We start from the raw sequence: 22558 nt of genomic DNA, 5'->3' as shown, positions 1-22558 counted from the left end.
ATGAGTGATTGCCGGAGCCCTCAGGCACCGGTGATTCCGCCGAGCGTCAGGTGGCTAGACCTGCGCTCGACGAGTCGAGGCACGAGGAGCCGATGCGTCGGCTCCTCGTTGCTGTCTGGATTCGGGCGCACGTCGCCACCGCTCTCGCCGAACAGGAGCTCGAGGGCCGCGGCGACGACCTCGTCGAGCGGCTGGTCGACGCTCGAGAGCCCGACGGCGCCCGCGACGGGCGTGTTGTCGAAGCCGACGATCGGCAGTTCGGGCCGGCCGGCCGCGGTCGCCGCCATCAGCGCGCCGAGCGCGAGCGAGTCGCTGGCGCAGACGATCGCGTCGGGGGCGGTGGGCTGGGACAGCAGCTGCGTGGCGCAGGCGGCCCCCGCATCCACGCCGTCTTCCGTCGCGAGCGAGAGCGCGGCGCGCGTCGCCTCGTCGAGGCCGCACGCCTCCTCCCAGCCGGCGCGGCGCTCGTCGCCGGTGCCCGAGGGGCTCGGCCAGCCGATCCACGCGATGCGCTCCGATCCGGATGCGCGCAGCCGGTTCACGGCGTCGCGCACGCCCGCGCGCCCATCGACGTCGACCCAGCGGTGGCGCGGGTCGTCGAGGTCGCCGCCCCACGGACGACCGAACGAGACGAAGGGCACCCCGTTGTCGATGAGCCACTGCTGGCGGATGTCGCCGTGCACGGTGCCGATGAGCACGAACGCGTCGACGTCGGAGCCGTCGTGCAGGCGGCGAATGTGCGCCAGCTCGTCGTCGGCACCGTCGGCCGTAAAGATCATGACCCGGAGGTCGCGGGCGTCGGCCTGCTCGGCGAGCTTGTGCAGGAAGCGGTCGAGCACGGCGCCCGAGATGCCGTCGCGCAGCGGGTCGAGGCGAATGCCGATCGTGGCCGAGCGGCGGGTGCGCAGGCGCCGGGCCGAGGCGTGCGGGCGGTAGCCGAGCTCAGAGATTGCGCGCTGCACGCGTTCGCGGGTGGTCTCGCGCACGATGTCGGGGCTGTTGAGCACGTTCGAGACGGTCTGGCGGGAAACCCCCGCGGCCTGCGCGACGTCGTCGACGGTCGGCATGCGTCCCACGTGCGCCCCCTTTGGCCCAGTAGAAGAAAGTTTGGGTGATTTTTGATCGTTCATTTTGAACGTTCTAATTCTTGGGTAGTGTGTCCCACACCAGACGCCGGTGTCAAGCCCTGAGGCAACGCCCGGCGCCGCACCACTCGCTAGCCACGATCGAGGAGCACCCGCCGTGACCCCACCCCGCCAACCGCTGCTGCACGACGCCCTCACCGTCTTGCGTGCGCCGACGCAGGTCTGGTCAGCACCCTCGGGTGAGATGGGTGCGGCCCCGATCCACGGCGTGTATCTGGCGGATGTGCGCATCATTCGCGCACTCGCACTCACCGTGGGCGGTACCCGGCCCGAGCACATCGCGACGGGGGCGGCGCGCGCGGATGCGGCGCGCATCCAGTACCTGCTGCGCGACCTTGATGACACGACGCCCGACCCCGGCGTGCGGCTCGAGCTCGATCGCACGGTCGACGCGGGGGGCGTCACCGAGCAGCTGACGCTGCGCTCGCGCCACGGCGACACCATCACCACGACCATCGAGATCGTGATCGAGGCCGACGCCAGCCTCATGGAGTCGATCAAGCAGGGTCATCGCGAGGCCGTCGGCGTCACGCCGAGCGCCGACGGTGACGCCGTGCGCTGGAGCGGCGAGAGCGTCGACGCGAGCCTCACGACGAGCGGTCTAGCGACGCGCGTTGACGGGGCGAGCATCCTGCTGAGCGCCGAGGTGACGATTCCGCCGCGCGGCGAGGTCACGGTCGGCTGGCGCCTCGACACCACCGACCGCATCGCCGCGGTGCGCGGTGCCGACGGCCCCGCCCCCTGGTCGACCCCGGTTGTCGACGCGGGCGACCAGCGCCTCGCGCGCTGGGTCGCGCAGTCGCTCACCGACCTCGACGCGCTGCGCATGGCGACGACCGCGCGGCCCGACCTGCAGTTCTTGGCCGCGGGAGCCCCCTGGTTCTTCACCCTGTTCGGCCGCGACTCGCTGTGGGCGGCGCGGTTCTTGCTGCCGCTCGGCACGCAGCTCGCCGCAGACACCCTGCGCGTGCTCGCCAGGCTGCAGGGCACCGAGCTGGTCGACGACACCGCCGAAGAGCCGGGCAAGATCATGCACGAGCTGCGCCGCCAGACACTCGTCGTCGACGACGCGACCTCGCTGCCGCCGCTGTACTACGGCACCGTCGACGCGACCGCGCTCTGGGTCTGCCTGTTGCACGACGCCTGGCGCTGGGGCATGCCCGACGACGAGGTGCGCGCGCTGCTGCCCGCGCTCGAGCAGGCGCTCGCCTGGATGCGCGACCACGGCGACGCCGACGGCGACGGCCTGCTCGAATACGTCGATCGCTCGGGCCACGGCCTCGCGAACCAGGGCTGGAAAGACTCGGGCGACAGCGTGCAGTGGCGCGACGGCTCGCTCGCCGACGGGCCGATCGCGCTCTGCGAGGTGCAGGCCTACGCCTACGAGGCGGCCATACACGGCGCCGACATGCTCGACGCGTTCGGCCGCGACGGCGGCGACGAGTGGCGCGCCTGGGCGGGCTCGCTCAAGCGGCTCTTCCACGAGCAGTTCTGGATCACCGACCCCGCCCTCACGGGCGAGCTCGGCCCGTACCCGGCAATCGCCCTGGATGCTCAGAAGCGTCCCGTCGACACGGTCACCTCCAACATTGGTCACCTTCTCGGCACCGGCCTGCTCGACACCGAGCAGAGCGCGCTCATCGCGCGGCGGCTCGCCGACCCGGCGATGAGCTCGGGTTACGGCCTGCGCACCATGTCGAGCGACGCGGGCGGCTACTGGCCGCTCAGCTACCACGGCGGCGCCGTCTGGACCCACGACACGGCGATCGCCGTGCTGGGGCTTGCCCGCGAGGGTCGAGGCGCCGAGGCGGCCGAACTGATCTCGGGTCTGCTACGCGCCGCCGAAGGCTTCGACTACCGCATGCCTGAACTGCACTCGGGCGACGGCGTCGAGCTCGTCGACTCCCCCGTGCCGTACCCCGCGGCGTGCCGACCGCAGGCGTGGTCGGCGGCCTCGGCGGTGGCCGTGCTGCAGGCCGTGCTGGGGCTCGAGCCGGGCGCCGGCGGCGCCCTCGCGACGCGGCCGCTCGACGTCGCGGGCCGCGTGCGCGTCGACGGCATCGTCGTGGGCGGCGAGAGTCGCAGCGTCTCGACCGAGCGGTGACCGCGCTCGGGCCGCGTGCATGGCGTCGCCCCTGAGCCGGGCCTGGCGACCTCCTGAGCGTCCCCTGGAATGGCTAGGGGTTCTCGCGCGCGATGCGACTGACTGGAAGACCGTGCACTGCTCCGATCAGCGGTGCGACGAGAGGAGACCCAGATGGTTGAGAAGCTGAAGTCTGAAACGAACGAACTGATCGACGACGCGCGTGACGCTGTGCGCGATGGCCAGAACGCGGTCGCCGACACGATCGACGACAACCGCGACGAGAACGTCGTCGTGCGCGAGGCCCGCAAGGTGGGCCGCCGCGTCGACCAGTACCGCGAGGACTACCCGACCGCGTTCGGCGTGGCTCTCGGTGCGGTGGCGGTCGCCCTCGTGGGTGTGCTCGTCGGCGTCGTCGCCGGGCGTCGCTAGAGCTCGACGCGCGAGGGGCGCGATGCAGACACGCTGGTCTCGCGTCGCGCCCTTCGCGCGTTAACCGCCAAGCCTCGAGTCGCACCCGCGGCTTGTGACGCGAGCCTTCTAGGCCAGCGCACCCGCGAGCGCGCGCACCCCGCGCTCGACCTCGGCGAATGTCGTACTGAGCGGCGACAGCCCGACGCGCACCCCGCTCGGGTGCCTGAAGTCGGGAATCACGCCCTCGCCCCACAGCGTCTGCACCGCCCGGGCAGCGTTCGGGTGGTCGACGGTGAGGTGGGAGCCGCGGCGGGCGACGTCCCGCGGCGAGGCGACCACAGCATCCGGAATCAGTTCGTCGACCAGCTCGATCGCGTACGACGTCAGCGCGATCGACTTCTCGCGAATCGCATCAATGCCCGCCTGCTCGATGAGCGTCAGCATCTCAGCGAGCGGCACCATGCCGACGATCGGCGGCGTGCCGCTCACGAGGCGGCGGATGCCCATCGCGGGCTCGTAGCCCTCCGTCATCGAGAACGGCGAACGCGCGCCCAGCCACCCCGGGATCGGGTTGATGACCTGCTCCTGGTGGCGCGCCGCGACGTAGGCCCAGGCGGGCGCGCCGGGGCCGCCGTTCAAATACTTGTACGAGCATCCGACCGCTATGTCGACGCCCCAGGCGTCGAGCTCGAGTGGCACCGAGCCGACGGCGTGCGAGCAGTCCCAGATCGTCAGCGCGCCGTGCGACTGCACGACCCCGGTGACCGCCTGCATGTCGGCGAACCAGGCGCTGCGGTAGGCGACGCCGCTGAAGAGGGCTGCGGCGGTGCGCTCGCTGACGTGCTCGGCGGCGAGCTCGGGGGTGATGCCGCCGTCGTGCGGGGCCGTCACCCAGCGCACGGTGAGGCCGTGGTCGGCGGCGACCTTCTCGACGATGAAGCGGTCGGTCGGAAACTCGTCGGCGAGGATCGCGATCTCGGTGCGCCCCGGCCGCATCGCAACGGATGCGCGGATCAGCTTGAAAATCAGCACCGTCGTCGAATCCCCCACGACCGTCTGGCCGGCGGCCGCGCCGAGGCAGGCGGCACCGATGCGGTCGCCGAGCTCTTCGGCGCGGGAAAGCCAGAGTTCGTCCCAGCCGCGGATCAGCCGGTCACCCCACTCGCGTTCGACCAGGTGGCGCAGGGCATCGGCCGTGGTCGCGAGCGGGCGACCGAGCGAGTTGCCGTCGAGGTAGGCGACGAGGTCGCCGCCCGGCACGAAGGCCGCGGTGTGCGCGGCGAGCGGGTCGGCGGCGTCGAGTGCTGCGGCGTCGAGATGTGCGGCGGTGCTCATGCGGCGAGCCTACGGCCCGGCGGGGTCAGGCAGCCGAGTACGCGAGCCCGGGGCGCTGCACCGCGAGGCGCAGCTCGTCGCCGACGTGCGGCAGTTCGACCGCGGGCAGGCGCATGCGCACGCGCGAGCCGGTAACGAGGTCGCAGGTGAGCATGGCGTCGTGCCCGGCGTACGAGATGCCGGTGACGCGGGCGTCGGCGCCAGCGGCGGCGCGGGCGAGCATGTCGGGCCGCGGGATGATCCATTCGGGCCGCAGCATCAGCCGCACACGCTCACCGTCGCGCGGCGTGAAGCCGACGGCGGCAGCTTCGACCGCCCCGAGTGCGCAGGTGACGCGGCCGTGCCGCCACTCGCCGTCGAGCTCGACGACGTCGCCGACGAAGCGCGCCACCCAGTCGCTGGCCGGCTGCTGGTACACCTCTTCGGGCGTGCCGAACTGGGCGAGCTCGCCGTCGCGCATGACGGCGACGCGGTCGGCGAGGGTGAGCGCCTCTTCCTGATCGTGGGTGACGAGCAGGGCCGTCGTGCCCTGCTCGCGCAAGAGCTCGGCGACCTCGCGGCGCAGGCCGACCCGCAGCTGCGTGTCGAGGGCGGCAAACGGCTCGTCGAGCAAAAGAACGTCCGGGCGCGGGGCCAGCGCACGCGCCAAGGCGACGCGCTGCGCCTGGCCGCCGGAGAGCTGGTTGGGCGCGCGCCCGAGGAAGCCGCCGAGGCCGACCAGCTCCGCGAGTTCGGCGATGCGCGCATCCCGCGCCTGGCGGGCGGCGCGAGACGCGCGACCGCCGGGCACCGCGAATCCGATGTTCTCGGCGACCGACAGGTGAGGGAAAAGGGATGCTTCCTGCGGCACCCAGCCGATGCCTCGCTTTTCGGGCGGCACCGTCGCGCCGGGCGTCGACAGCTGACGATCGCCGACGCGGATGCTGCCGGTGGCGAGGGGCAGGAGGCCCGCGATTGCGAGCAGCAGCGTCGTCTTGCCGCAGCCTGACGGGCCGAGCACGGCGACCAGCTCGCCCGAATTGACCGCGAGCGAGACGTCGGTGACCGCGGTCGTCGACCCGTAGTCGACGCTCGCGTTCTCGACGGCGAGGGTGCTCACAGCTCCTCCTTGGCGGTGGTGCTTACTCCGGACAGGATCATCGCCGGCACTGCGGCGAGCAGTACCAGCAGGGCGGCGTAGGGTGCGGCGGCGCCGAACTCGAAGACCACCGTCCTGTTCCACAACTCGGTGGCGAGCGTGTCGATTCCCGTGGGGCGCAAGAGCAGCGTCGCGGGCAATTCTTTCATGGTGGCGATGGCCACCAGCAGGGAGCCGACGCCGACGCTCGGCAGAGCCAGCGGCACCGTTACGCGCCACCAGGCGGCGAGTGGCGAGACGCCCGTGGTGCGCGCGACCGAGACCAGTCGCGGCGGCACGTCGCCGAGGCCGGCGCGCATCGTGCCGATCGCCTTCGGCATGAACAGCACGGCGTAGGCGAAGACGAGCACGGCGACGCCCTGGTAGAGCACGGGCACGACGGCGAGCGAGAAGAAGACGAGCGAGAGGCCGACGACGATGCCGGGCAGGGCGTGGCCGAGGTAGCCGACCGACTCGATGGCCGACACGAAGCGACCGCGGTAGCGGGCGGCCAGCGCCGCGATGGGCAGCGCAAGCAGGGTCGCGAGCACGGCGGCCGCGACGGCGACGCCGAGGGTCGCGCCGACTGCGCTCAGCAGCCGCGGCACGTCGATGTCGCGTAGCGTCTCGGCCTGCACGAGGCGGGTGGCGAGGCCAAACAGGGGCACGGCGACGCCGACCACGGGCGCGACGGCGACGACGGGCAGAAGCGCGACGAGCATCCCGCGACGAACCGGGCGGGGGCGCACCGCGCGGGCCGCCTGCCGGGGCAGTTGGCGGCGGGCGCCGCGCTCGCCGGCCACGACGATGAGCGCGAGCACGACGAGCAGCAGGGCGAGGGTTGCGGCCTGCGCGCGGTCGAAGCTCGCCGAGTACGCCGAGTTGATGCCCCAGGTGAGGGTCGGGTAGCGCAGCATCGCGACGAGGCCGAACTCGCTCAGCGAGTAGAGCGCGACGAGCAGCGAGCCGGCGATCGCGGCCGGGCGCACCTGCGGCCAGGTGGCGACGAAGAAGGCGGCGAGCGGCCCGCGGCCCAGACTGCGGGCGACGCCCTCGAGGTCTCCGGTCGCGCTGCGCAGGGCGGCGGCGACGGGCAGCGTCACGTACGGCACGGTGACGGCGGTGAGCAGCAACCAGCTGGGCAGGAAGCCGCTCAGCGACGGAATCGACACGAGCCAGCCGTAGCCGGCGAGGTACGAGGGCACGGCGAGCGGTAGGGCCGAGATCAGCAGCCACGTGCGCGGGAACGGCACGCGGATGCGCGTCAAGACGACCGCGACGGCGGTTCCGAGAACGAGGGCGGCGGCGGTTGTCGCCAGCGCGAGCGTGAGTGAGTTCGCCGCGTATTCGAGCACGCGGCCCCGCGTCAGGGTCTGGATGATCGTGGCCGCGCCGGTCTCGCCGGCGCGCACCACGAGGTACACGAGCGGGATCGCGGCGGCCGAGGCTGCGACGAGTGCCGCGGCGACGAGGGCGAGCGGCGGGCGGGTGCGGGTGACGGGCGTGGCTTCGCGCCCGGCCGGGCCGGGTTTCGGGCGCGCGCGAGCCCGTTCGGAGGCACGCGCGACTGCGGTCATGGGCTTAAGTGAAGCAGTTGGTGGCTGGGATGCGGCAGGGCCGGACGTCCTCTCGAACGCCCGGCCCCGTGCATCCCGCCGACGGGGCGGGTAGGTGTGTTCGTTCCCCGCTAGATCAGGCCGACGCGAGCGAGCAGCTCTTGGGTGGTCGACAGGTCGTCGAGGTCGCTCAGGTCGAGTTCGGGGTTCACGAGCGACTCGAGCGAGGGCAGACCCTCGGGGGCGTCGATGCCGGGAACGAGCGGGTATTCGAAGGTCTGCTCGACGAAGTACGTCTGGCCGGCCTCCGAGACGAGGTACTCGACGAAGGCGAGGGCGGCTTCATTGTCGGCCGAACCCGCCATGATGCCCGCACCCGTCACGTTCACGATCGAGCCGGGGTCGCCCGCCTCGAGGTACTTCAGCTGCGCGCGCATGTTGTCGACACCCACCTCGGAGGCGAGGCGGAACCAGTAGTAGTGGTTGATGAGGCCCGCGTCGGTGGCGCCGTCGTTCACGGCGGTCAGGATCGGCGTGTTGCCCTCGAAAATCTCGGGGTCGGTCGCCTGCAGGTCGGTGAGCCACTTTTCGGCTGCGTCTTCACCGAGCAGCACGCGGTGCGCGGTGATAGCCGACTGGAAGCTGGCGTTGGTCGGCGCGATCGCGAGGGTTCCGTCGAAGCTGCCGTCGACGTAGCCCTCGATCGTGTCGGGCAGCTCGTCCTCGGTGTACTGCTCGCCGTCGTAGACGACGACGCGGGCGCGGCCGGTGACGCCGACCCAGCTGCCGTCGGTCGAGGTGAAGCCGGCGGGTACGGTGCCCGCGATGTCGTCGGGCAGCGTGGTGAACAGCTCGGCGGCGCTGAGGGCGCCGAGGGCGCCGGCGTCCTGCGACAGGAACACGTCGGCGGGGGTCGCCTCGCCCTCTTCGAGCAGCAGCGCGCCGAGTTCGGCGGTGTTGCCGTAGCGCACCTCGACCTCGATGCCGGTCTCGTCTTCGAACTGGTCGATGAGGGGCTGCACGAGGTCTTCGTCGCGGCCCGAGTAGAGGGTGAACGAGCCCGCGCTGTCGGCGGTGGCATCGCCGCCCGCGGTCGGCTCAGTGTCGGGAGTACCGGCGGCGCAGCCAGCCATCAGGGCGATGGCGGCGGTGAGGGCGGCAGGGGCGAGGATGCGGTTGGCGCGCATGCGAATATCGGCTCCGGTTGTAGGAGGGGAGAGCCGGCGGGCGGTGCCCGGCCGGGGGCGCCATCGGCGGCGCCAGAGGTAAGGTTAGCCTAACCTTGCGACCCGCGTATAGGGCGGGCGTTCAGATTCGCGGATCGCGCCCGTTCACGCAGGTCTCATGCGTTGCCCCTCGTTGTCACGCAACGGATGCGCGTACGCTCGCCCCATGGACGCCATCGACTCGCGCATCATCGACCAGCTGCGGCAGAACGCTCGGGCCGGGTACGGCGACATCGGCGATGTGGTGGGCCTGTCGGCGTCGGCCGTGAAGCGCCGCGTCGACCGCCTGGTCGCCGACGGGGTCATTCGGGGTTTCACGGTGCAGGTCGACCCCGCGGTCGAGGGGCTCGCGGTCGAGGCCTACGTCGAACTCTTCTGCCGCGGAACCGTCTCGCCCGACGACCTGCGCCGCCTTCTGTCGGCCGTGCCCGAGGTGGTGGATGCTGGCACCGTCACCGGCGAGGCCGACGCCATCGTGCACATGCGGTCCCGCGACATCCCCTCGCTCGAGGAGGCACTGGAGCGCGTGCGCTCGGCCCCCAACGTCGACCACACCCGCTCGGCGATCGTCTTCTCGCGCCTCGTGCACCGCGAGTAAGGCTTCGCGACCTCTTGGGGGCTGCCGCCGCGCGCCTGGCTACAGCTGCCAGAACGGGTGGATGATCCAGTAGCTGAAGTGCAGGGAACTCGCACCGAGCAGGCCAAAGACAATCGCGATCACGGTTGCGCCGGTGACGGTGAACTGACGTGCGCGGCCGTGAAGCAAGTGGTTAGCGACAACACCGACTCCGACAAGAAGCGCCACGCTGATGACGGCGACGAGGGCGATGAGGTCGCGATCACCCGCAAAGCACGGACCCGGCGTGGGGAGGGAAAAAGCACACGCTTCGGGCGCAGGCGCAACGGCAAGCACGAGTGCTGAGAGACCTAAGCCCAGGGCGACCACGATCGTGTCGACGACAAAGTGTCTGACTGTGTGTGTCGACCGCATGGGGCGCGAGACGGTTGCTGTCATCTCCTCACGTTAGTGCCGATCTCTGTGAATCGCGAGTAGTGCTGGCCCGATCACACACACGCGACGAACGCCCGCTCGGGGAATCGAGCGGGCGTTCGTGTGACGCGCGTACGTTACGCGTTGATCGACTCGCGATCTTCGACGTCGACGGGCTCGCCCGCCTCCGTCTCGTCGCGCTCGACGAGGTACCGCGTGTAGGCGGGCACGGTGAGGAAGGTCGGGAAGACCTCCTGCAGCGTGACCTCGCGGAACACGTCCTCCGCCTCGGCGAGCTTGTGACCCTCGGGCGTCGGCAGCTCGGCGAGCACCTCCCGCAGCAGCCGCTCAACCAACTGACGGCTGATCTGCTCACCCTCGGCCGTGACGGTGTCTTGGTGGATCCACTGCCACAGCTGCGAGCGGCTGATTTCGGCCGTCGCCGCGTCCTCCATGAGGTTGTCGAGCGCCACCGCTCCGGTGCCGCGCAGCCAGGCCTCGAGGTAACGCACCGTGATCGAGATGTTGGCGCGCACGCCGGCAAGCGTCACCTCTCCCCCGGCCGAGCGGATGTCGAGCAGGTCACGCGCGGTCACGTGAACGTCCTCGCGCATCCGATCGAGCTGGTTCGGTCGTGAGCCGAGCACGCGGTCGAACTCGGCGCGGGCCACGGGGATCAGGTCAGGATGCGCGACCCACGACCCGTCGAATCCGTCGTTCGCCTCGCGCCGCTTGTCGGCGGCGACGCGCTCGAGCGCCCGCTCAGTCACCTCGGGGATGCGCCGGTTCGGGATAAACGCGCTCATACCGCCAATGGCATGTGCTCCCCGTTTGTGGCAGGTCTGCACGAGCAGCTCGGTGTACGCGCGCATGAACGGCAGCGTCATGAGGATCTTGTCGCGGTCGGGCAACACGAACCACTGGCCGCGGCCGCGGTAGTTCTTGATGATGGAGAACACGTAGTCCCAGCGGCCGGCGTTGAGGCCAGCGCAGTGATCGCGCAGCTCATAGAGGATCTCCTCCATCTCGAAGGCGGCCGGGAACGTCTCGATCAGCACGGTCGCGCGAATCGTGCCGTGGGCGAGGCCCAGACGCTCTTCGGTGAAGGTGAAGACGTCGTTCCAGAGCCGAGCCTCGTGCCGCGACTCGATCTTCGGCAGGTAGAAGTACGGCCCCCGACCGCGCGACACGAGTTCATGCGCGTTGTGGAATGCGTAGAGCCCGAAGTCGACAAGGCTCGCGCTGGCGGCGAAGCGCTGGCCGCCGCGGTCGGTGTGCTCGATGTGCTTTTCGACGAGGTGCCACCCGCGGGGGCGCATCACGATCGTCGGCGTGCGCGACGGGTCGGTCACCCGGTAGCGCTTGCCCGGCTGCCCATCAACCGGCGCCGCAGTGAACTCGAGCTGCTCGCGGATCGCGTCGAACAGCGAGAGCTGGCTCTCGATGATGTTGCTCCACGTCGGGCTCGTCGCATCTTCGAGGTCGGCGAGCCAGACGTTCGCGCCCGAGTTGAGGGCGTTGATCGTCATCTTCGGGTCGCACGGCCCGGTGATCTCGATGCGGCGGTCCTCGAGACCGGGGCCAGCGCCGGCGACGCGCCAGTCAGCATCCTCACGAATGGATGCCGTTTCCGGAATGAAGCCGAGATCGCGCCCGTTGCCGAGCTCGTAGCGCCGCTTCATGCGGTCGGCGAGCCGGTCGTGGCGGGGGCCGGCAAAGCGGTCGTGCAGCTCACCGACGAAGGCGAGCGCCTCGGGGCTCAGGATCTCGTCGTAGCGGTCGCGCAGCGATCCGGTCACGGTCAGGCTGGTGGTGGGTGTGGTGTTCATGGTCGTCTCGACTCTCTGGTTTCCGCGTCTACCGCGCGGATCAGTGGAACTGCTCGGACTCGGTCGAACCCACGAGCGCCAGCGTTGCGCTCGTCGGGTTCAGTGCCGTGGCGATCCGGTCGAAGTAGCCGGTGCCGACCTCACGCTGGTGGCGCGTGGCCGTGTAGCCGTCGACCTCGGAGGCGAATTCCGCCTCCTGCAGTTCGACGTAGGCGCTCATCTGCCGCTCGTTGTAGCCGCGGGCGAGCTGGAACATGGAGTGGTTGAGGGCGTGGAAGCCGGCGAGCGTAATGAACTGGAACGCGTATCCCATCGACGCGAGCTCGCGCTGGAACTTTGCGATCGTCGCGTCGTCGAGGTGCATCTTCCAGTTAAACGACGGCGAGCAGTTGTACGCCAGGCGCTTGCCCGGGTACTCGCGGTGGATGCTCTCGGCGACCGCCCGGGCGAGCTCGAGGTCGGGCTCGGAGGTCTCAACCCAGATGAGGTCGGCGTACTCGGCGTAGGCGTGCGCGCGGCTGAGCACGGCGGGCAGGCCCGGCTCGACCTCGTAGAAGCCCTCGGCGGTGCGCTCGCCGGTGGTGAACTGGCGGTCGCGCTCGTCAACGTCGCTCGTGAGCAGGTTCGCGGCGAGCGAGTCGGTGCGGGCGATGATGACGCTCGGCACGTCGGCGACGTCGGCGGCGAGCCGAGCTGCTTGGAGGGTGCGGATGTGCTGACTGGTGGGCACGAGCACCTTGCCGCCCATGTGGCCGCACTTCTTCTCGCTGGCGAGCTGGTCTTCCCAGTGCACGCCCGCGGCGCCGGCCTCGATCATGCCGTGCATGAGCTCGTAGGCGTTGAGCGGGCCGCCGAATCCGGCCTCGGCGTCGGCGACGATCGGCACCATCCACTCGCGCGAGTTGGGCTCGATCTGCCCGGCGCGCAGCAGCGCGTTGTTGATGCGGCGAACGACCGCGGGCACCGAGTTGGCCGGGTAGAGGCTCTGGTCGGGGTAGGTCTGGCCCGACAGGTTGGCGTCGGCGGCGACCTGCCAGCCGCTCAGGTAGATGGCCTTGAGCCCGGCGCGCACCTGCTGCACGGCCTGGTTGCCGGTGAGGGCGCCGAGCGCGTAGGTCCACTCGCTGGGGTCGGTGACGTTCTGCTGAATGAGCTCCCACAGCTGCTCGGCGCCGCGGCGGGCGAGCGTGCGCTCTTCCCGAACGGGGCCGCGCAGCTCGACGACGTCTTCCGCCGAGTAGTCGCGGGTGACGCCGGCCCAGCGGGCGTCGGTCTTCCAGCTGGTCTCGAGTTCGGCGGCGGTCTGCGTCTGGTCGCCGGGGCGGGTGGTGCTCATCGGATGCTCCTTCGTCGGTGCTTCTACCGGTCTCGCTCGTCAATCGATGTCGAGCTGCCGGCTGGTCGTGTCATCGACTCTGGGCGAACTTCGGATGCTCAAACCACGAAATCCGGACTGAAATACACGCAGATTTCAGTTGCGCTGAAGATTGCGGCCTGGCAGGGTCGTCGCATGCTCGAGATGGCGACGACAGGCGACCAGGCTGATGACGTGACCGATCCGTTGACGCTGGGCAGGCGCATCCGTCAATTGCGAACGGATGCGCGGCTCACCCTCGCCGACGTCGCCAACGCTGTCGGGGTGGCCCCGTCGCACCTGTCGAGCCTCGAGAACGGAAAGCGTGAGGCGAAGCTGACCGAGCTGCAGACGATCGCCCGCACGATCGGGGTGGGGCTCGACGCGCTGCTCGCCCCGCAGCCGCCGAGCCGGCGCGCGGCGCTCGAGATCGCGCTCGAGAAGGCGCAGCGCGGGCCGCTCTTTGCTGGGCTTGGTGTCGCGCCGCTGCCGGTGCGCAAGAGCCTCAGCGATGAGGCGATCGAGACGATCCTCGCGCTGCACGACGAGCTGCAGCGGGTGCACCGCGAGCGGGCCGCAACGCCCGAGGAGGCGCGGCGCGCCAACGCCGAGCTGCGCCGGGCGATGCGCGAACGCGGCAACTACTTCGGCGAGCTCGAGGCGCAGGCGTCCGAGCTGCTCGCTGCCGTGAAGCACGAGGGAGGCCCGCTGCCGCAGCGCGTCGCCGCCGAGCTCGCCGCGCACCTCGGCTTCTCGCTGCACCACGTGAACGACCTGCCGGCCTCGACCCGGTCGATCACCGATCTCGAGAATGGCCGCATCTACCTGCCGGCGCACCTGCCGCCGGGGCGCGACCCGCGCACGGCGCTGCTGCAGGCGTTGGCCGGTCACGTACTGGGCCGGCCCGAGCCGCGCGACTACGCCGACTTCTTGCGCCAGCGCGTCGAGACGAATTACCTGGCCGCGGCCCTGCTCATTCCCGAGAAGGGCGCCGTCGACTTCCTCGAGCGAGCCAAGCAGCGCCGCGAGCTTGCCGTCGAGGACCTGCGCGACGCCTTCGCGGTGTCGTACGAGACGGCCGCGCACCGCTTCACGAACCTCGCGACCGAGCACCTCGGCATTCCGGTGCACTTCTTGAAGGTGTCGACCAGCGGGGTCTTGTCGAAGGCGTACGAGAACGACAGCGTGCAGTTTCCGACGGATGCGCTCGGCGCCGTCGAGGGCCAGGTCGTCTGCCGCAAGTGGTCGGCCCGGCAGGTCTTCGACGAGCCCGACCGCTTCAGCGCGTACCACCAGTACACCGACAAGCCGACGGGCACCTACTGGTGCACGTCGCGCATCGAGTCGGGCTCGGCGGGCGAGTTTTCGATCTCGGTGGGCACGCCGTTCGCGCACGTGAAGTGGTTCCGCGGCCGCGAGACGGGCCGTCGCGGGGAGTCAAGCTGCCCTGACCCGTCGTGCTGCCGGCTGGCGCCCGAGCCGCTCACCGCCCGCTGGAGCGGAGCCGCCCGCCCGCAGGCGCGCATCCATTCGTCGCTGCTCGCGGCGGTGCCGGCCGACGCGTTCCCAGGGGTCGACCGCGGCGAGGTGTACGGGTTCTTGGAGCGGCACGCCCCGTCAGGGCCGTAGCGGCGCGGCCGGCCTGTGAGCAACACTCGACGAGCGCGTTTTGTATTGCTACATTCGATGGATGCGCGTCGCACCCCTTGCAGGGCCGCTCGCCTCGAACGTCATTGAAGTCGAGATTCCGTCTGACGTGTTTTTCGGCGGCGTAGTGACGTTTTTCGTTGTCGTCGTCGCCATTCTCGGCGCGCTCATGTGGCAGTTGGCGCGCACCTTCTCCCGCCGTCGGATGGACGACGATCTGGCGCGTTGGGCCCAGCGATACAACCTGGTTATTGCCGACGAGCTCGTCGAACCGCTGAACCGGTATCTCACGCTCCGCACTCGCGGCGGGCTCATTGGACTCCTTGTTGTCGCGGGACCGATCATGACCGCGATGCTCGTGTCACTGTCGGACTCGGATACGCCGTTCGGGGTAGCGACGTCGATCGCCATGTTTGGTGCGATCTGGACGAGCTCCTTCGTGGGGTCACTGATCGGCGGAGCGTTCGGCCGACGCGCGGCAGCGGATGCGGGCCGGTCAACGCGAACCGCCCGCATCACCGCGCTGCCGCTCTCCTCGCTTGTCGACCCGCTCGAATCGCGTCTGGCGCGCCTGAGCGCGCTGGTCTCCGTCCCCCTCACCGTGCTGGTCTTTGCCCTCAGCCGCGCTCCGTGGACGAACGGCCGCGATGTAGTAGGCGGGATGGGGCTGGGTCCGCTCGCTGCACTGTCGGTGGCGGGAGCGGTGATCACGCTCGCGGTGCCCTCGTTTACCGCGCGCGCACAACGAGCACGCGCGCTCAGCGGAGACGACAATGCGCTCGCCTGGAGCGATGCTCTGACCAGCAGAAGCATTCGCGATCTGTTGGCGATCGGTTTCGTCCTGACGGGCGGCAGCGGCCTGATCGGTCTCGTGTCAATCGGAGCGACATTTCCCGCCGACTGGCGAACCGCATCCCTCGTCGCGCTGAATGCTGCGGCGCCGCTCGGCATTGTGTTGCTGGTTGCTGTCACCGTGGTGATCGCGGTGCGCAGTCCGGAGCGTCACGTGCAGCGCACCCTGTGGCCGCAGTTCGCGCTGAACCCGAACCTCGACCGGCCGTCGCGATACAGCGAGGTCTCGGCCGAGGCGGACGCCGCCGGTGCGTCTGCCACGCGAGACGAGCCCACCGCTGACGCCGAGCACCGCCGCGACGCGCAGTAGTCTCAGCCCATGCTGGTCAGGGTCGACGCCGAGGCGGGGGTGCCGCCGTACGAGCAGATTCGCGTGCAGGTGCGCGACGCCGTGCGCTCGGGCGAGCTCGCCGCGGGGGCCAAGCTGCCGACCGTTCGGCGCCTCGCCGACGACCTGGGCCTCGCCGTCAACACGGTCGCCCGCGCCTACCGCGAGCTCGAGGGCGACGGCGTCATCGAGACCCGCGGGCGCAACGGCTCGTTCGTGCGCGCCCAGGGCGACGCGACCGAGCGCGCGGCCCAAGAGGCCGCCCGCAGCTACGCCGATACGGTGCGCCGCCTCGGCGTCGACGCCACAGCCGCCCGCGCCTACATCGACGCGGCCCTCCGCGCCTGACGGTCGCCCCGATACCGCGCCCGGCCTTCCCGCGCCGACGCGACACTGCGCCCGACCTCCGGACGGCGTTTAACCCCCTCGGGACCTTCCACAACAGCGGGAAACCGAACCCCCGTCATGCTCCCGGCGGTGAGCGTCCACAACCGCGGCAATCTGAAAACGACTCGCGCCCCCGCGGTTGTGGAAGTACCCGATGACGCGTATTCGGTTTCCCGCTGTTGTGGAAGCATCCGGGGTAGATGTCCATCGCCTGGAGGTGAGCGCCGCCGCGACGACGTCGAGAGCTCGTGCAGGCGGGCCTCGGGCATCGCGCGGGCGCTCGAAAAGGGGGTGTCGGCGGGGCGACCCGCAGGCCTAGCATCGGCGCATGGGCACCTGGAGCGCATTCCCCGTCGGTAACGACGACGCCGCCGACTGGGCGGACGAGCTCGACGACGCGAGCGACTGGGGCATCGTCATCGACGCGCTCGACGACGCCCTCGAAACCGAGCCGAACGAGCTCGACGCCGACATCGCATCCGTCGCCCTCGCGGCCGCCGAAACCGTCGCGCACGGCCTCGGGCGCCCCACCCAAAGCGACGCCCACACCGAGACGATCGCCGCCTTCGCGGGCCGCGTGAGCACGCCCGGCGGCGAGCTTCGCGCCCAGGCCCTCCGCGCCGTCAACCACGTCGCCCACCCCGACGGCGAACTCGCCGAACTCTGGGAAGAAAGCGACCCCGCCGCGTGGGCCGACGCGCTCGACCGCCTCCGCGAGGCGCTCAGCGGCACCGGCAGCGACGGCAGCGGCACCTAGCTCCCTAGACCTCCAGCTCGGCGAGCTGCGGGTACGGGTTGCCATAGCGGTGGGCCGTGATCGACACCGCCTGCTCGCGCAGGAACGGCAGCAACTCCACGCGCCCGGCCGTCGTCACGGGGCCCGACCAAATCGCCACGCCTGGGTCTCCGTCGATCGCGTGCAGCAGCTCACGCGCGACATCGGCTCCGGTGCGGCCCGAGCCCGGCACCACACCGTCCGACCCAATCAGGCGGATGCGCTCCGGCAGCTCCGAACGCACGCGCGCCGCGAACGCGGCATCCGTCTCAATCGCGACCCGCGCATCCGGATCGTGAAGCAGCGCCCCGTCGAACTCGTCCTCCACCAGCGCGAGCAGCGCGGGAGGCAACGGTTCGGAGACGCTCAGCGTCACCGCCGCGCGCGCCCGCGCCGCCGCCGCCAACACGCGCACAACCGACGCGAGGGGCGCGCCCTCGGCCTGCCGCACGACGACCGAGGCCGGCCGGTACCGCAACACGTTGCGCTCGACCCCGAGCGCCGACGCATCGCGCGACACCCCAAACTCGGCGGCCCACGCCTTCTCGTCGCTCAGCGCACCGGCGCGTGCCGCGTCGAAGCCCGCAAAGTCCACGCCGGGCTGCGCCGCCTCGAGCACGCGCGCCGCCGCCTCGCCGAGGTGCCGCAGCGACAGGTTCTTCTTCGGCTCGCGGGCGACCGGCTTCCAGGTACCGAAGCCGAACACGTACGACGGGCCACCCGCCTTCGTCGAACCGCCGACGCTGGAGCGCTTCCAGCCACCAAACGGCTGGCGGCGCACGATCGCGCCCGTGATGCCGCGGTTCACGTACAGGTTGCCCGCCTCAACGGTGTCGACCCACTGCCCCACCTCGTCGGCGTCGAGCGAGTGGATGCCCGCCGTCAGACCGAACGGCGTCGCATTCTGCAGCTCGATCGCCTCCTCCAGCGTGCGGGCACGCATCAGCCCGAGCACGGGGCCGAAGAACTCGGTCATGTGCGCCTCGCTGCCGGGCGCCACCCAGCGCTTCACGCCGGGCGACCACAAGCGGCCCGAACCGTCGAGCGCGCGCGGCTGCACGAGCCACGACTCGTCGCCCTCCAGCTGCGTCAACGCCCGCAGCAACTTCCCCGAAGCCGGCTCGATCAGGGGGCCAACAACGCTCACCGGGTCGGTCGGCCAGCCGACCTTCATCGTGGTGACGGCATCCAGCAACTGCCGTTCGAAGCGCGCCGAATCGGCGACCGAGCCGACCAGAATCGCGAGCGACGCGGCCGAACACTTCTGGCCCGCGTGGCCGAACGCCGACTTCGCGATGTCGGCCGCCGCCAAGTCGTAGTCGGCTGACGCGGTGACGATGATCGCGTTCTTGCCGCTCGTCTCGGCGAGAATCGGCAGATCGGGTCGCCACGACCTAAACAGCGCGGCCGTCTCAAACGCGCCGGTCAAGACCACCCGGTCAACCGCCGGGTGGCTGATCAGCTGACGGCCGAGCTCGTTCTCAGGCACGTCGACGAGGTGCAGCACCTCGCGCGGCACGCCCGCCGCCCACAGCGCCTCGACCATCACCGCCGCGCAGCGCCGAACCTGCGGGGCCGGCTTGATGATGACCGCGCTGCCCGCGGCGAGTGCCGCCAAGACACTGCCCGCCGGAATCGCCACGGGGAAGTTCCACGGCGGCGCCACCACCGTCAGGCGCACCGGGTCGAACTGCGCGTCCGCGACGTCGGCAAGAGAACGCGCGCTCTCGGCGTAGTAATGCGCGAAGTCGATCGCCTCACTCACCTCGGGGTCACCCTCGGCGAGAGTCTTGCCCGCCTCCGCCGTCATCACCGCGAGCAGCTCGGCCCGCCGCTCGGCGAGCACGCGCCCCGCGGCGTGCAGCACGGTCGCGCGGTGATCGGCACCCGCCGCCGCCCACGCGGATGCGCTTCCCCGCGCATCCGCCATCATGCGTTCCAGCGCACCCGCGTCGCGCACCGCGGCGGCGGCGAGCGCCGCGTCGCCAGCCGCGAAAACGGATGCGTCAGCAGCGCTCCGCAGAATCTCGCGCCCCCACGCGCGGTTCGCCGGCAGCGAGGGGTCGGTGTCGGGCTCGTTGGCGAAGCCCTCGTCGACGCCGACGCCGTTGGGCTGCGGGTGCGGGGCGTCCGTTGACCGGTTCTGCACGCGGTGCCGCACCGGCTCGCCCGGAGCGGCGGCGAGCTCAGCGAGCGAGCGGCGGAAGCGCTCCTCCTCGCGGGCGAACATGCGTGCGTCGTCGGCGAGCTCGAAGGCGCCGGAGAGGAAGTTCTCGCTCGACGCGTTCTCCTCCAACCGGCGAATGAGGTAGCTGATCGCCGAGTCAAAGTCGCGGGGGTGCACGACCGGCGTGTAGAGCAAGAGCCCCCCGGCGGTCGCGCGCACGGCGTCGGCCTGCGCGGGCGCCATGCCGATGAGCATCTCGATCTCGACGCGGTCGGCGACGCCGCGAGCCGACGCCAGCTGCAGGGCCCACGCGATGTCGAACAGATTGTGCCCGGCTACCCCGATGCGTACGGCGGATGCGCGCGCCGGGTCAAGCGCCCGGTCGATCACGCGCTTGTAGTTCGCGTCGGTCGCCTGTTTCGACGGCAGCACGGCGCAGGGCCAGTCGTGTACGGCCGCTTCGACGCGCTCCATGGCGAGGTTCGCGCCCTTCACGACGCGCACCTTGATGCCCGCTCCCCCCGCCTCACGCCGGGCCCGCGCCCACGCGGTCAGGCGGTCGAGTGCGGGCACCGCCTCGGGAAGGTACGCCTGCAGCACGATGCCGCCCTCGTATTGGCCGAGGCCCGGCCGCTCAAGCAGCCGGGTGAACACCTCGATGGTGAGGTCAAGGTCGCGGAACTCCTCCATGTCGAGGTTCAAGAACGTGGGGGTGCCGCCGAACGCGGCGCGCTGGTACAGCGGCGCGAGACGCTCGACGACGCGCTCAACGGTCTCGTCGAACGACCACATCGACAGCTGGCTGACGATCGCCGAGACCTTCACCGAGACGTAGTCGACGTCGTCGCGGGCGACGAGCGCGTGCAGCCCCTCAAGGCGACGGTCGGCTTCGGCGTCGCCGAGCACCGCCTCGCCGAGCAGGTTGATGTTGAGCCGGTCGCCGTTCTCGCGCAGGCGCCCCAGCGTGCGGCCGAGTTTCTCGGGGGTCGCGTCGATGATGAGGTGGCCGACCATGTGGCGCAGCACCCGCCGGGCGATCGGCACGATAAGCCAGGGCAAGAGGGGCGCAAAGCCGCCGCCGAGCACGATGAGCCCGCGCAGGTACCACGGCAAGAACTTCGGCACGCGCCGGCTGAGGCGCTCGAGCTCGCGCGCGGCGACGCCGAGGTCGTCGGGGCGGGCGACGCGGTCGACGAAGCCGATGGCGAAGTCGAGGCCGTCGGGGTCTTGTAGCAGCCCCGCGAGGCGCTCGGCCGCGGGGTCGGGCGCGGCGCCGGCCGCGTCGGCCAGCCAGCCTCGCACGCGCTGCACGGCGGCGTCAGCGGCGTCGTTCCCGGTCGCGGCATCCACGGTGATCTCGCTCATGAGCTAAGCCTGACACCTGTCACCCTTCGCTCATAGCGGGCCTTTCCGCACAGTTCTGTGCGAATATGACGAACAATCTCTGGCATTCGCATCGAAGGGGCTTCGGATGCTCGACCCACGTCGACTGCGCCTGTTACGCGAACTGCGTCGCCGCGGAACGGTGCACGCCGTCGCCCGCGCCCTCTCGTACGCACCCTCCACCGTCTCGCAGCAGCTCGCACAACTCGAACTCGAGGCGAACGCGACCCTGTTCGAACGCGTCGGACGCCGCCTGCAGCTCACCCCGGCCGGCGAACTACTCGCCGAGGGGTCGAGCGTGGTGCTCGACGAGCTCGAACGCCTCGAGCAGTCCCTCGCCGAAGCGACGGGCTCGCCGAGCGGAACCGTGCGGCTCGCCGTCTTTCAGTCGGCCGCGCTCGGCATCGTGCCGCGCGCCCTCACGCTGCTCGCCGAGCAGTACCCGGCCGTGCGGGTCGAGATCACCCAGCGCGAGCCCGAGAGCGCACTCGACGAGGTGTGGGCCCGCGACTTCGACCTCGTCATCGCCGAGGAGTACCCGGCGCACGCCGCCCCGCGCCGCACCGACCTCGACCGCGTTCCCCTGCTGAACGACGCCCTGCGTCTGGGCGTGCCGCCAACGACCGCGCGCATCCGTTCTCTCGCCGACGCGGCGAGCGCCGCCTGGGTCATGGAGCCGCGCGGCACCGCGAGCCGCCACTTCGCCGAACAGCAGTGCCGTCTCGCCGGCTTCGAGCCCGACGTGCGCTTCGAGACGGCCGACCTGCAGGCGCACATTCGACTCGTCGAGGCCGGTCACGCCGTGGCGCTGCTGCCCGATCTGGTGTGGGGCGGCGAGACGCCGCGCATCCCCCTCATTACGCTCGAGGGCGACCCGCAGCGCACGGTCTTCACCTCGGCGCGGGTGCCCGCCGCGGTCAGGCCCGCGATCGTCGCCGTGCGTGCAGTGTTGACGCAGGCCGTCGCGTTTGTGCCCTAGCCTCGCCACCATGGCCGCTGTCGATCGTTCCTCGCTTTCTCCTCTCGTCTGGCTCGGAATCGGGGCAGGCGGCGCGCTCGTCGGCCTGCTGCCGTGGCTCATCACGGGCGCGCGGCTGCCGCTGCAGAACCTGGGCGAGGCCGGCACGCTCGACATGCCCATCGCCCTGCTGCCGCTCAACCAATACTTTCTCGGCACCATCGTCGCCCTCATCGTGGTCGGCTCGGCTGCCTCCGGCCTTGCGGCGCGCATCCTCGCCGAGCGGCGCCCGCCCGGCGGCACGCGTGCCCTCGTCGGTGGAACCCTCGGTGTGCAGCTCATCGCGATCATTCAGTCGGTGGTGGTGACGGTGGGCGTGCTCGAACAATCGGTGCGCGCATCCCTGTATCTGGCGCTACTCGTGGCCGTCTGCGCTGTCGCATTCGTCGTGGGACTGCTCGTGCTGCTGCTCGTCGCCCAGGCACCGGTGCCGGGCGCCGCGATCGCCCTGTCGATGACCGCCGTGGTCTCGGGCTCGTGGCTCGGCATCGCGCTACGCGAGCTCTTCCTCTCCGACCCCTCCGGGCTCTCGCCGCTCGCCGACGGTCTGCTGATGGCGCTGCGCTGGATGCCCGCGGTACTTGTCGGGGCGGTGATCGCTTGGTGCGGCTTCCGCACCGTCGGCCGCGTCGTTGCCGTCGTGGTCAGCGTGGCCGCGCTATGGATCGGCCCCGCGTTCTTCACCGGTGTCGGAAACGCCGCGGGCAGCCGTATTCTCGCCCGCAACCCGCTCGAGATGCTCGACTACGGCGTTGGTGTGTTCTGGATGGCGCTCGGTCTCGTCGAGGTTGCCCTCCCACCCTTGGCGGTTGCGCTGGCGATCGGCGTGATCGGCGGCGTCGCGCTCGACGTCGCACGCCGCCGCCGTGCCGAAACCCCAAGCAAACCGGTCGCCGAACCGGTCGCCGAGCGCACCACGGATTCGCCGCGCACCCAGTGACCTCCCCAGGC

The 22558-nt window shown here is 70.9% G+C and carries 18 protein-coding genes; 9 read left to right on the top strand and 9 right to left on the bottom strand.

Annotation, left to right across the window (positions count from 1 at the left end):
- Nucleotides 1–20 precede the first annotated feature (20 nt).
- Entirely contained in the window at nucleotides 21–1067 is a 1047-nt protein-coding gene (locus EV141_RS08815; protein ID WP_241969211.1) for a LacI family DNA-binding transcriptional regulator, read from the bottom strand.
- Nucleotides 1068–1242: 175 nt separating this feature from the next.
- Here EV141_RS08815 and EV141_RS08810 point away from each other — a divergent pair, with 175 nt between their 5' ends.
- Together EV141_RS08810 and EV141_RS08805 are read left to right on the top strand one after the other, a co-directional pair.
- Nucleotides 1243–3249 carry a glycogen debranching N-terminal domain-containing protein gene (locus tag EV141_RS08810; RefSeq protein ID WP_130485586.1) on the top strand — a complete coding sequence of 669 codons (2007 nt, stop codon included), beginning with the start codon at nucleotides 1243–1245 and terminating at the stop codon, nucleotides 3247–3249.
- Nucleotides 3250–3402: 153 nt separating this feature from the next.
- Nucleotides 3403–3660, top strand: coding sequence for a hypothetical protein (locus tag EV141_RS08805; protein ID WP_130485585.1), 258 nt, complete (start codon nucleotides 3403–3405; stop codon nucleotides 3658–3660).
- Between the two features lie 108 nt (nucleotides 3661–3768).
- Here the strand turns inward: EV141_RS08805 and EV141_RS08800 are convergent, their stop codons facing one another.
- The 4 genes from EV141_RS08800 to EV141_RS08785 form a co-directional block, all read right to left on the bottom strand.
- Nucleotides 3769–4977, bottom strand: a complete 1209-nt coding sequence (locus tag EV141_RS08800) for a kynureninase (protein WP_130485584.1) — start codon at nucleotides 4975–4977, stop codon at nucleotides 3769–3771.
- Nucleotides 4978–5002: 25 nt separating this feature from the next.
- Nucleotides 5003–6076 carry an ABC transporter ATP-binding protein gene (locus tag EV141_RS08795; protein ID WP_185740102.1) on the bottom strand — a complete coding sequence of 358 codons (1074 nt, stop codon included), beginning with the start codon at nucleotides 6074–6076 and terminating at the stop codon, nucleotides 5003–5005.
- On the bottom strand, nucleotides 6073–7671 hold the full coding sequence (locus EV141_RS08790) for an ABC transporter permease (protein WP_130485582.1): 1599 nt from the start codon (nucleotides 7669–7671) through the stop codon (nucleotides 6073–6075). Before EV141_RS08790 ends, EV141_RS08795 begins: the two co-directional genes overlap by 4 nt.
- A gap of 110 nt (nucleotides 7672–7781) precedes the next feature.
- The gene (locus EV141_RS08785) at nucleotides 7782–8837 is read right to left on the bottom strand and encodes an extracellular solute-binding protein (RefSeq protein WP_130485581.1); all 1056 of its coding nucleotides are present in this window, start codon (nucleotides 8835–8837) and stop codon (nucleotides 7782–7784) included.
- Nucleotides 8838–9042: 205 nt separating this feature from the next.
- Between EV141_RS08785 and EV141_RS08780 the strand changes: the two genes are divergently transcribed.
- Entirely contained in the window at nucleotides 9043–9474 is a 432-nt protein-coding gene (locus EV141_RS08780; protein WP_130485580.1) for an Lrp/AsnC family transcriptional regulator, read from the top strand.
- Between the two features lie 39 nt (nucleotides 9475–9513).
- Here EV141_RS08780 and EV141_RS08775 read toward each other — a convergent pair whose 3' ends face one another.
- From EV141_RS08775 to aceA, 3 genes are all read right to left on the bottom strand, one after another.
- Nucleotides 9514–9891, bottom strand: coding sequence for a hypothetical protein (locus tag EV141_RS08775; protein ID WP_130485579.1), 378 nt, complete (start codon nucleotides 9889–9891; stop codon nucleotides 9514–9516).
- A gap of 113 nt (nucleotides 9892–10004) precedes the next feature.
- Complete coding sequence (aceB, locus tag EV141_RS08770; protein ID WP_130485578.1) at nucleotides 10005–11696, bottom strand: malate synthase A; 1692 nt, start codon at nucleotides 11694–11696, stop codon at nucleotides 10005–10007.
- A 40-nt stretch (nucleotides 11697–11736) separates the two neighbouring features.
- Nucleotides 11737–13032: an isocitrate lyase gene (aceA, locus tag EV141_RS08765; RefSeq protein ID WP_130485577.1), complete on the bottom strand. Its 1296-nt coding sequence runs from the start codon at nucleotides 13030–13032 to the stop codon at nucleotides 11737–11739.
- 174 nt (nucleotides 13033–13206) lie between these two features.
- On the opposite strand from aceA, the gene EV141_RS08760 reads away from it, so the two are divergent.
- The 4 genes from EV141_RS08760 to EV141_RS08745 all read left to right on the top strand — a co-directional run bounded on the left by EV141_RS08760 (nucleotide 13207) and on the right by EV141_RS08745 (nucleotide 17021).
- The gene (locus tag EV141_RS08760) at nucleotides 13207–14679 is read left to right on the top strand and encodes a helix-turn-helix transcriptional regulator (protein ID WP_130485576.1); all 1473 of its coding nucleotides are present in this window, start codon (nucleotides 13207–13209) and stop codon (nucleotides 14677–14679) included.
- Between the two features lie 61 nt (nucleotides 14680–14740).
- A complete protein-coding gene (locus EV141_RS08755; protein WP_130485575.1) occupies nucleotides 14741–15859 on the top strand; it encodes a hypothetical protein in 1119 nt (372 codons plus the stop codon).
- Between the two features lie 9 nt (nucleotides 15860–15868).
- Nucleotides 15869–16225, top strand: a complete 357-nt coding sequence (locus EV141_RS08750; protein ID WP_130485574.1) for a GntR family transcriptional regulator — start codon at nucleotides 15869–15871, stop codon at nucleotides 16223–16225.
- 367 nt (nucleotides 16226–16592) lie between these two features.
- Nucleotides 16593–17021: a DUF4259 domain-containing protein gene (locus tag EV141_RS08745; RefSeq protein ID WP_130485573.1), complete on the top strand. Its 429-nt coding sequence runs from the start codon at nucleotides 16593–16595 to the stop codon at nucleotides 17019–17021.
- 4 nt (nucleotides 17022–17025) lie between these two features.
- Here the strand turns inward: EV141_RS08745 and EV141_RS08740 are convergent, their stop codons facing one another.
- Nucleotides 17026–20571, bottom strand: a complete 3546-nt coding sequence (locus EV141_RS08740) for a proline dehydrogenase family protein (RefSeq protein WP_130485572.1) — start codon at nucleotides 20569–20571, stop codon at nucleotides 17026–17028.
- A 106-nt stretch (nucleotides 20572–20677) separates the two neighbouring features.
- Here EV141_RS08740 and EV141_RS08735 point away from each other — a divergent pair, with 106 nt between their 5' ends.
- Nucleotides 20678–21568, top strand: a complete 891-nt coding sequence (locus EV141_RS08735; protein WP_130485571.1) for a LysR family transcriptional regulator — start codon at nucleotides 20678–20680, stop codon at nucleotides 21566–21568.
- 10 nt (nucleotides 21569–21578) lie between these two features.
- A complete protein-coding gene (locus tag EV141_RS08730; RefSeq protein ID WP_130485570.1) occupies nucleotides 21579–22547 on the top strand; it encodes a hypothetical protein in 969 nt (322 codons plus the stop codon).
- Nucleotides 22548–22558 lie beyond the last annotated feature (11 nt).

Source organism: Microcella putealis, assembly GCF_004216575.1.
Lineage (GTDB): Bacteria > Actinomycetota > Actinomycetes > Actinomycetales > Microbacteriaceae > Microcella > Microcella putealis.
Note: the sequence above shows the minus strand (reverse complement) of the source record. Positions and strands in the feature narration are given on the sequence as shown.

What these genes read in the sequence shown, in the direction of transcription:
- EV141_RS08785 (WP_130485581.1), bottom strand. Translation starts at nt 8,837, where the DNA reads ATGCGCGCCAACCGCATCCTCGCCCCTGCCGCCCTCACCGCCGCCATC.
- EV141_RS08780 (WP_130485580.1), top strand. Translation starts at nt 9,043, where the DNA reads ATGGACGCCATCGACTCGCGCATCATCGACCAGCTGCGGCAGAACGCT.
- aceA (WP_130485577.1), bottom strand. Translation starts at nt 13,032, where the DNA reads ATGAGCACCACCCGCCCCGGCGACCAGACGCAGACCGCCGCCGAACTC.
- EV141_RS08745 (WP_130485573.1), top strand. Translation starts at nt 16,593, where the DNA reads ATGGGCACCTGGAGCGCATTCCCCGTCGGTAACGACGACGCCGCCGAC.
- EV141_RS08800 (WP_130485584.1), bottom strand. Translation starts at nt 4,977, where the DNA reads ATGAGCACCGCCGCACATCTCGACGCCGCAGCACTCGACGCCGCCGAC.
- EV141_RS08805 (WP_130485585.1), top strand. Translation starts at nt 3,403, where the DNA reads ATGGTTGAGAAGCTGAAGTCTGAAACGAACGAACTGATCGACGACGCG.
- EV141_RS08735 (WP_130485571.1), top strand. Translation starts at nt 20,678, where the DNA reads ATGCTCGACCCACGTCGACTGCGCCTGTTACGCGAACTGCGTCGCCGC.
- EV141_RS08790 (WP_130485582.1), bottom strand. Translation starts at nt 7,671, where the DNA reads ATGACCGCAGTCGCGCGTGCCTCCGAACGGGCTCGCGCGCGCCCGAAA.
- EV141_RS08815 (WP_241969211.1), bottom strand. Translation starts at nt 1,067, where the DNA reads ATGCCGACCGTCGACGACGTCGCGCAGGCCGCGGGGGTTTCCCGCCAG.
- EV141_RS08760 (WP_130485576.1), top strand. Translation starts at nt 13,207, where the DNA reads ATGCTCGAGATGGCGACGACAGGCGACCAGGCTGATGACGTGACCGAT.
- EV141_RS08750 (WP_130485574.1), top strand. Translation starts at nt 15,869, where the DNA reads ATGCTGGTCAGGGTCGACGCCGAGGCGGGGGTGCCGCCGTACGAGCAG.
- aceB (WP_130485578.1), bottom strand. Translation starts at nt 11,696, where the DNA reads ATGAACACCACACCCACCACCAGCCTGACCGTGACCGGATCGCTGCGC.
- EV141_RS08775 (WP_130485579.1), bottom strand. Translation starts at nt 9,891, where the DNA reads ATGACAGCAACCGTCTCGCGCCCCATGCGGTCGACACACACAGTCAGA.
- EV141_RS08730 (WP_130485570.1), top strand. Translation starts at nt 21,579, where the DNA reads ATGGCCGCTGTCGATCGTTCCTCGCTTTCTCCTCTCGTCTGGCTCGGA.
- EV141_RS08740 (WP_130485572.1), bottom strand. Translation starts at nt 20,571, where the DNA reads ATGAGCGAGATCACCGTGGATGCCGCGACCGGGAACGACGCCGCTGAC.
- EV141_RS08755 (WP_130485575.1), top strand. Translation starts at nt 14,741, where the DNA reads ATGCGCGTCGCACCCCTTGCAGGGCCGCTCGCCTCGAACGTCATTGAA.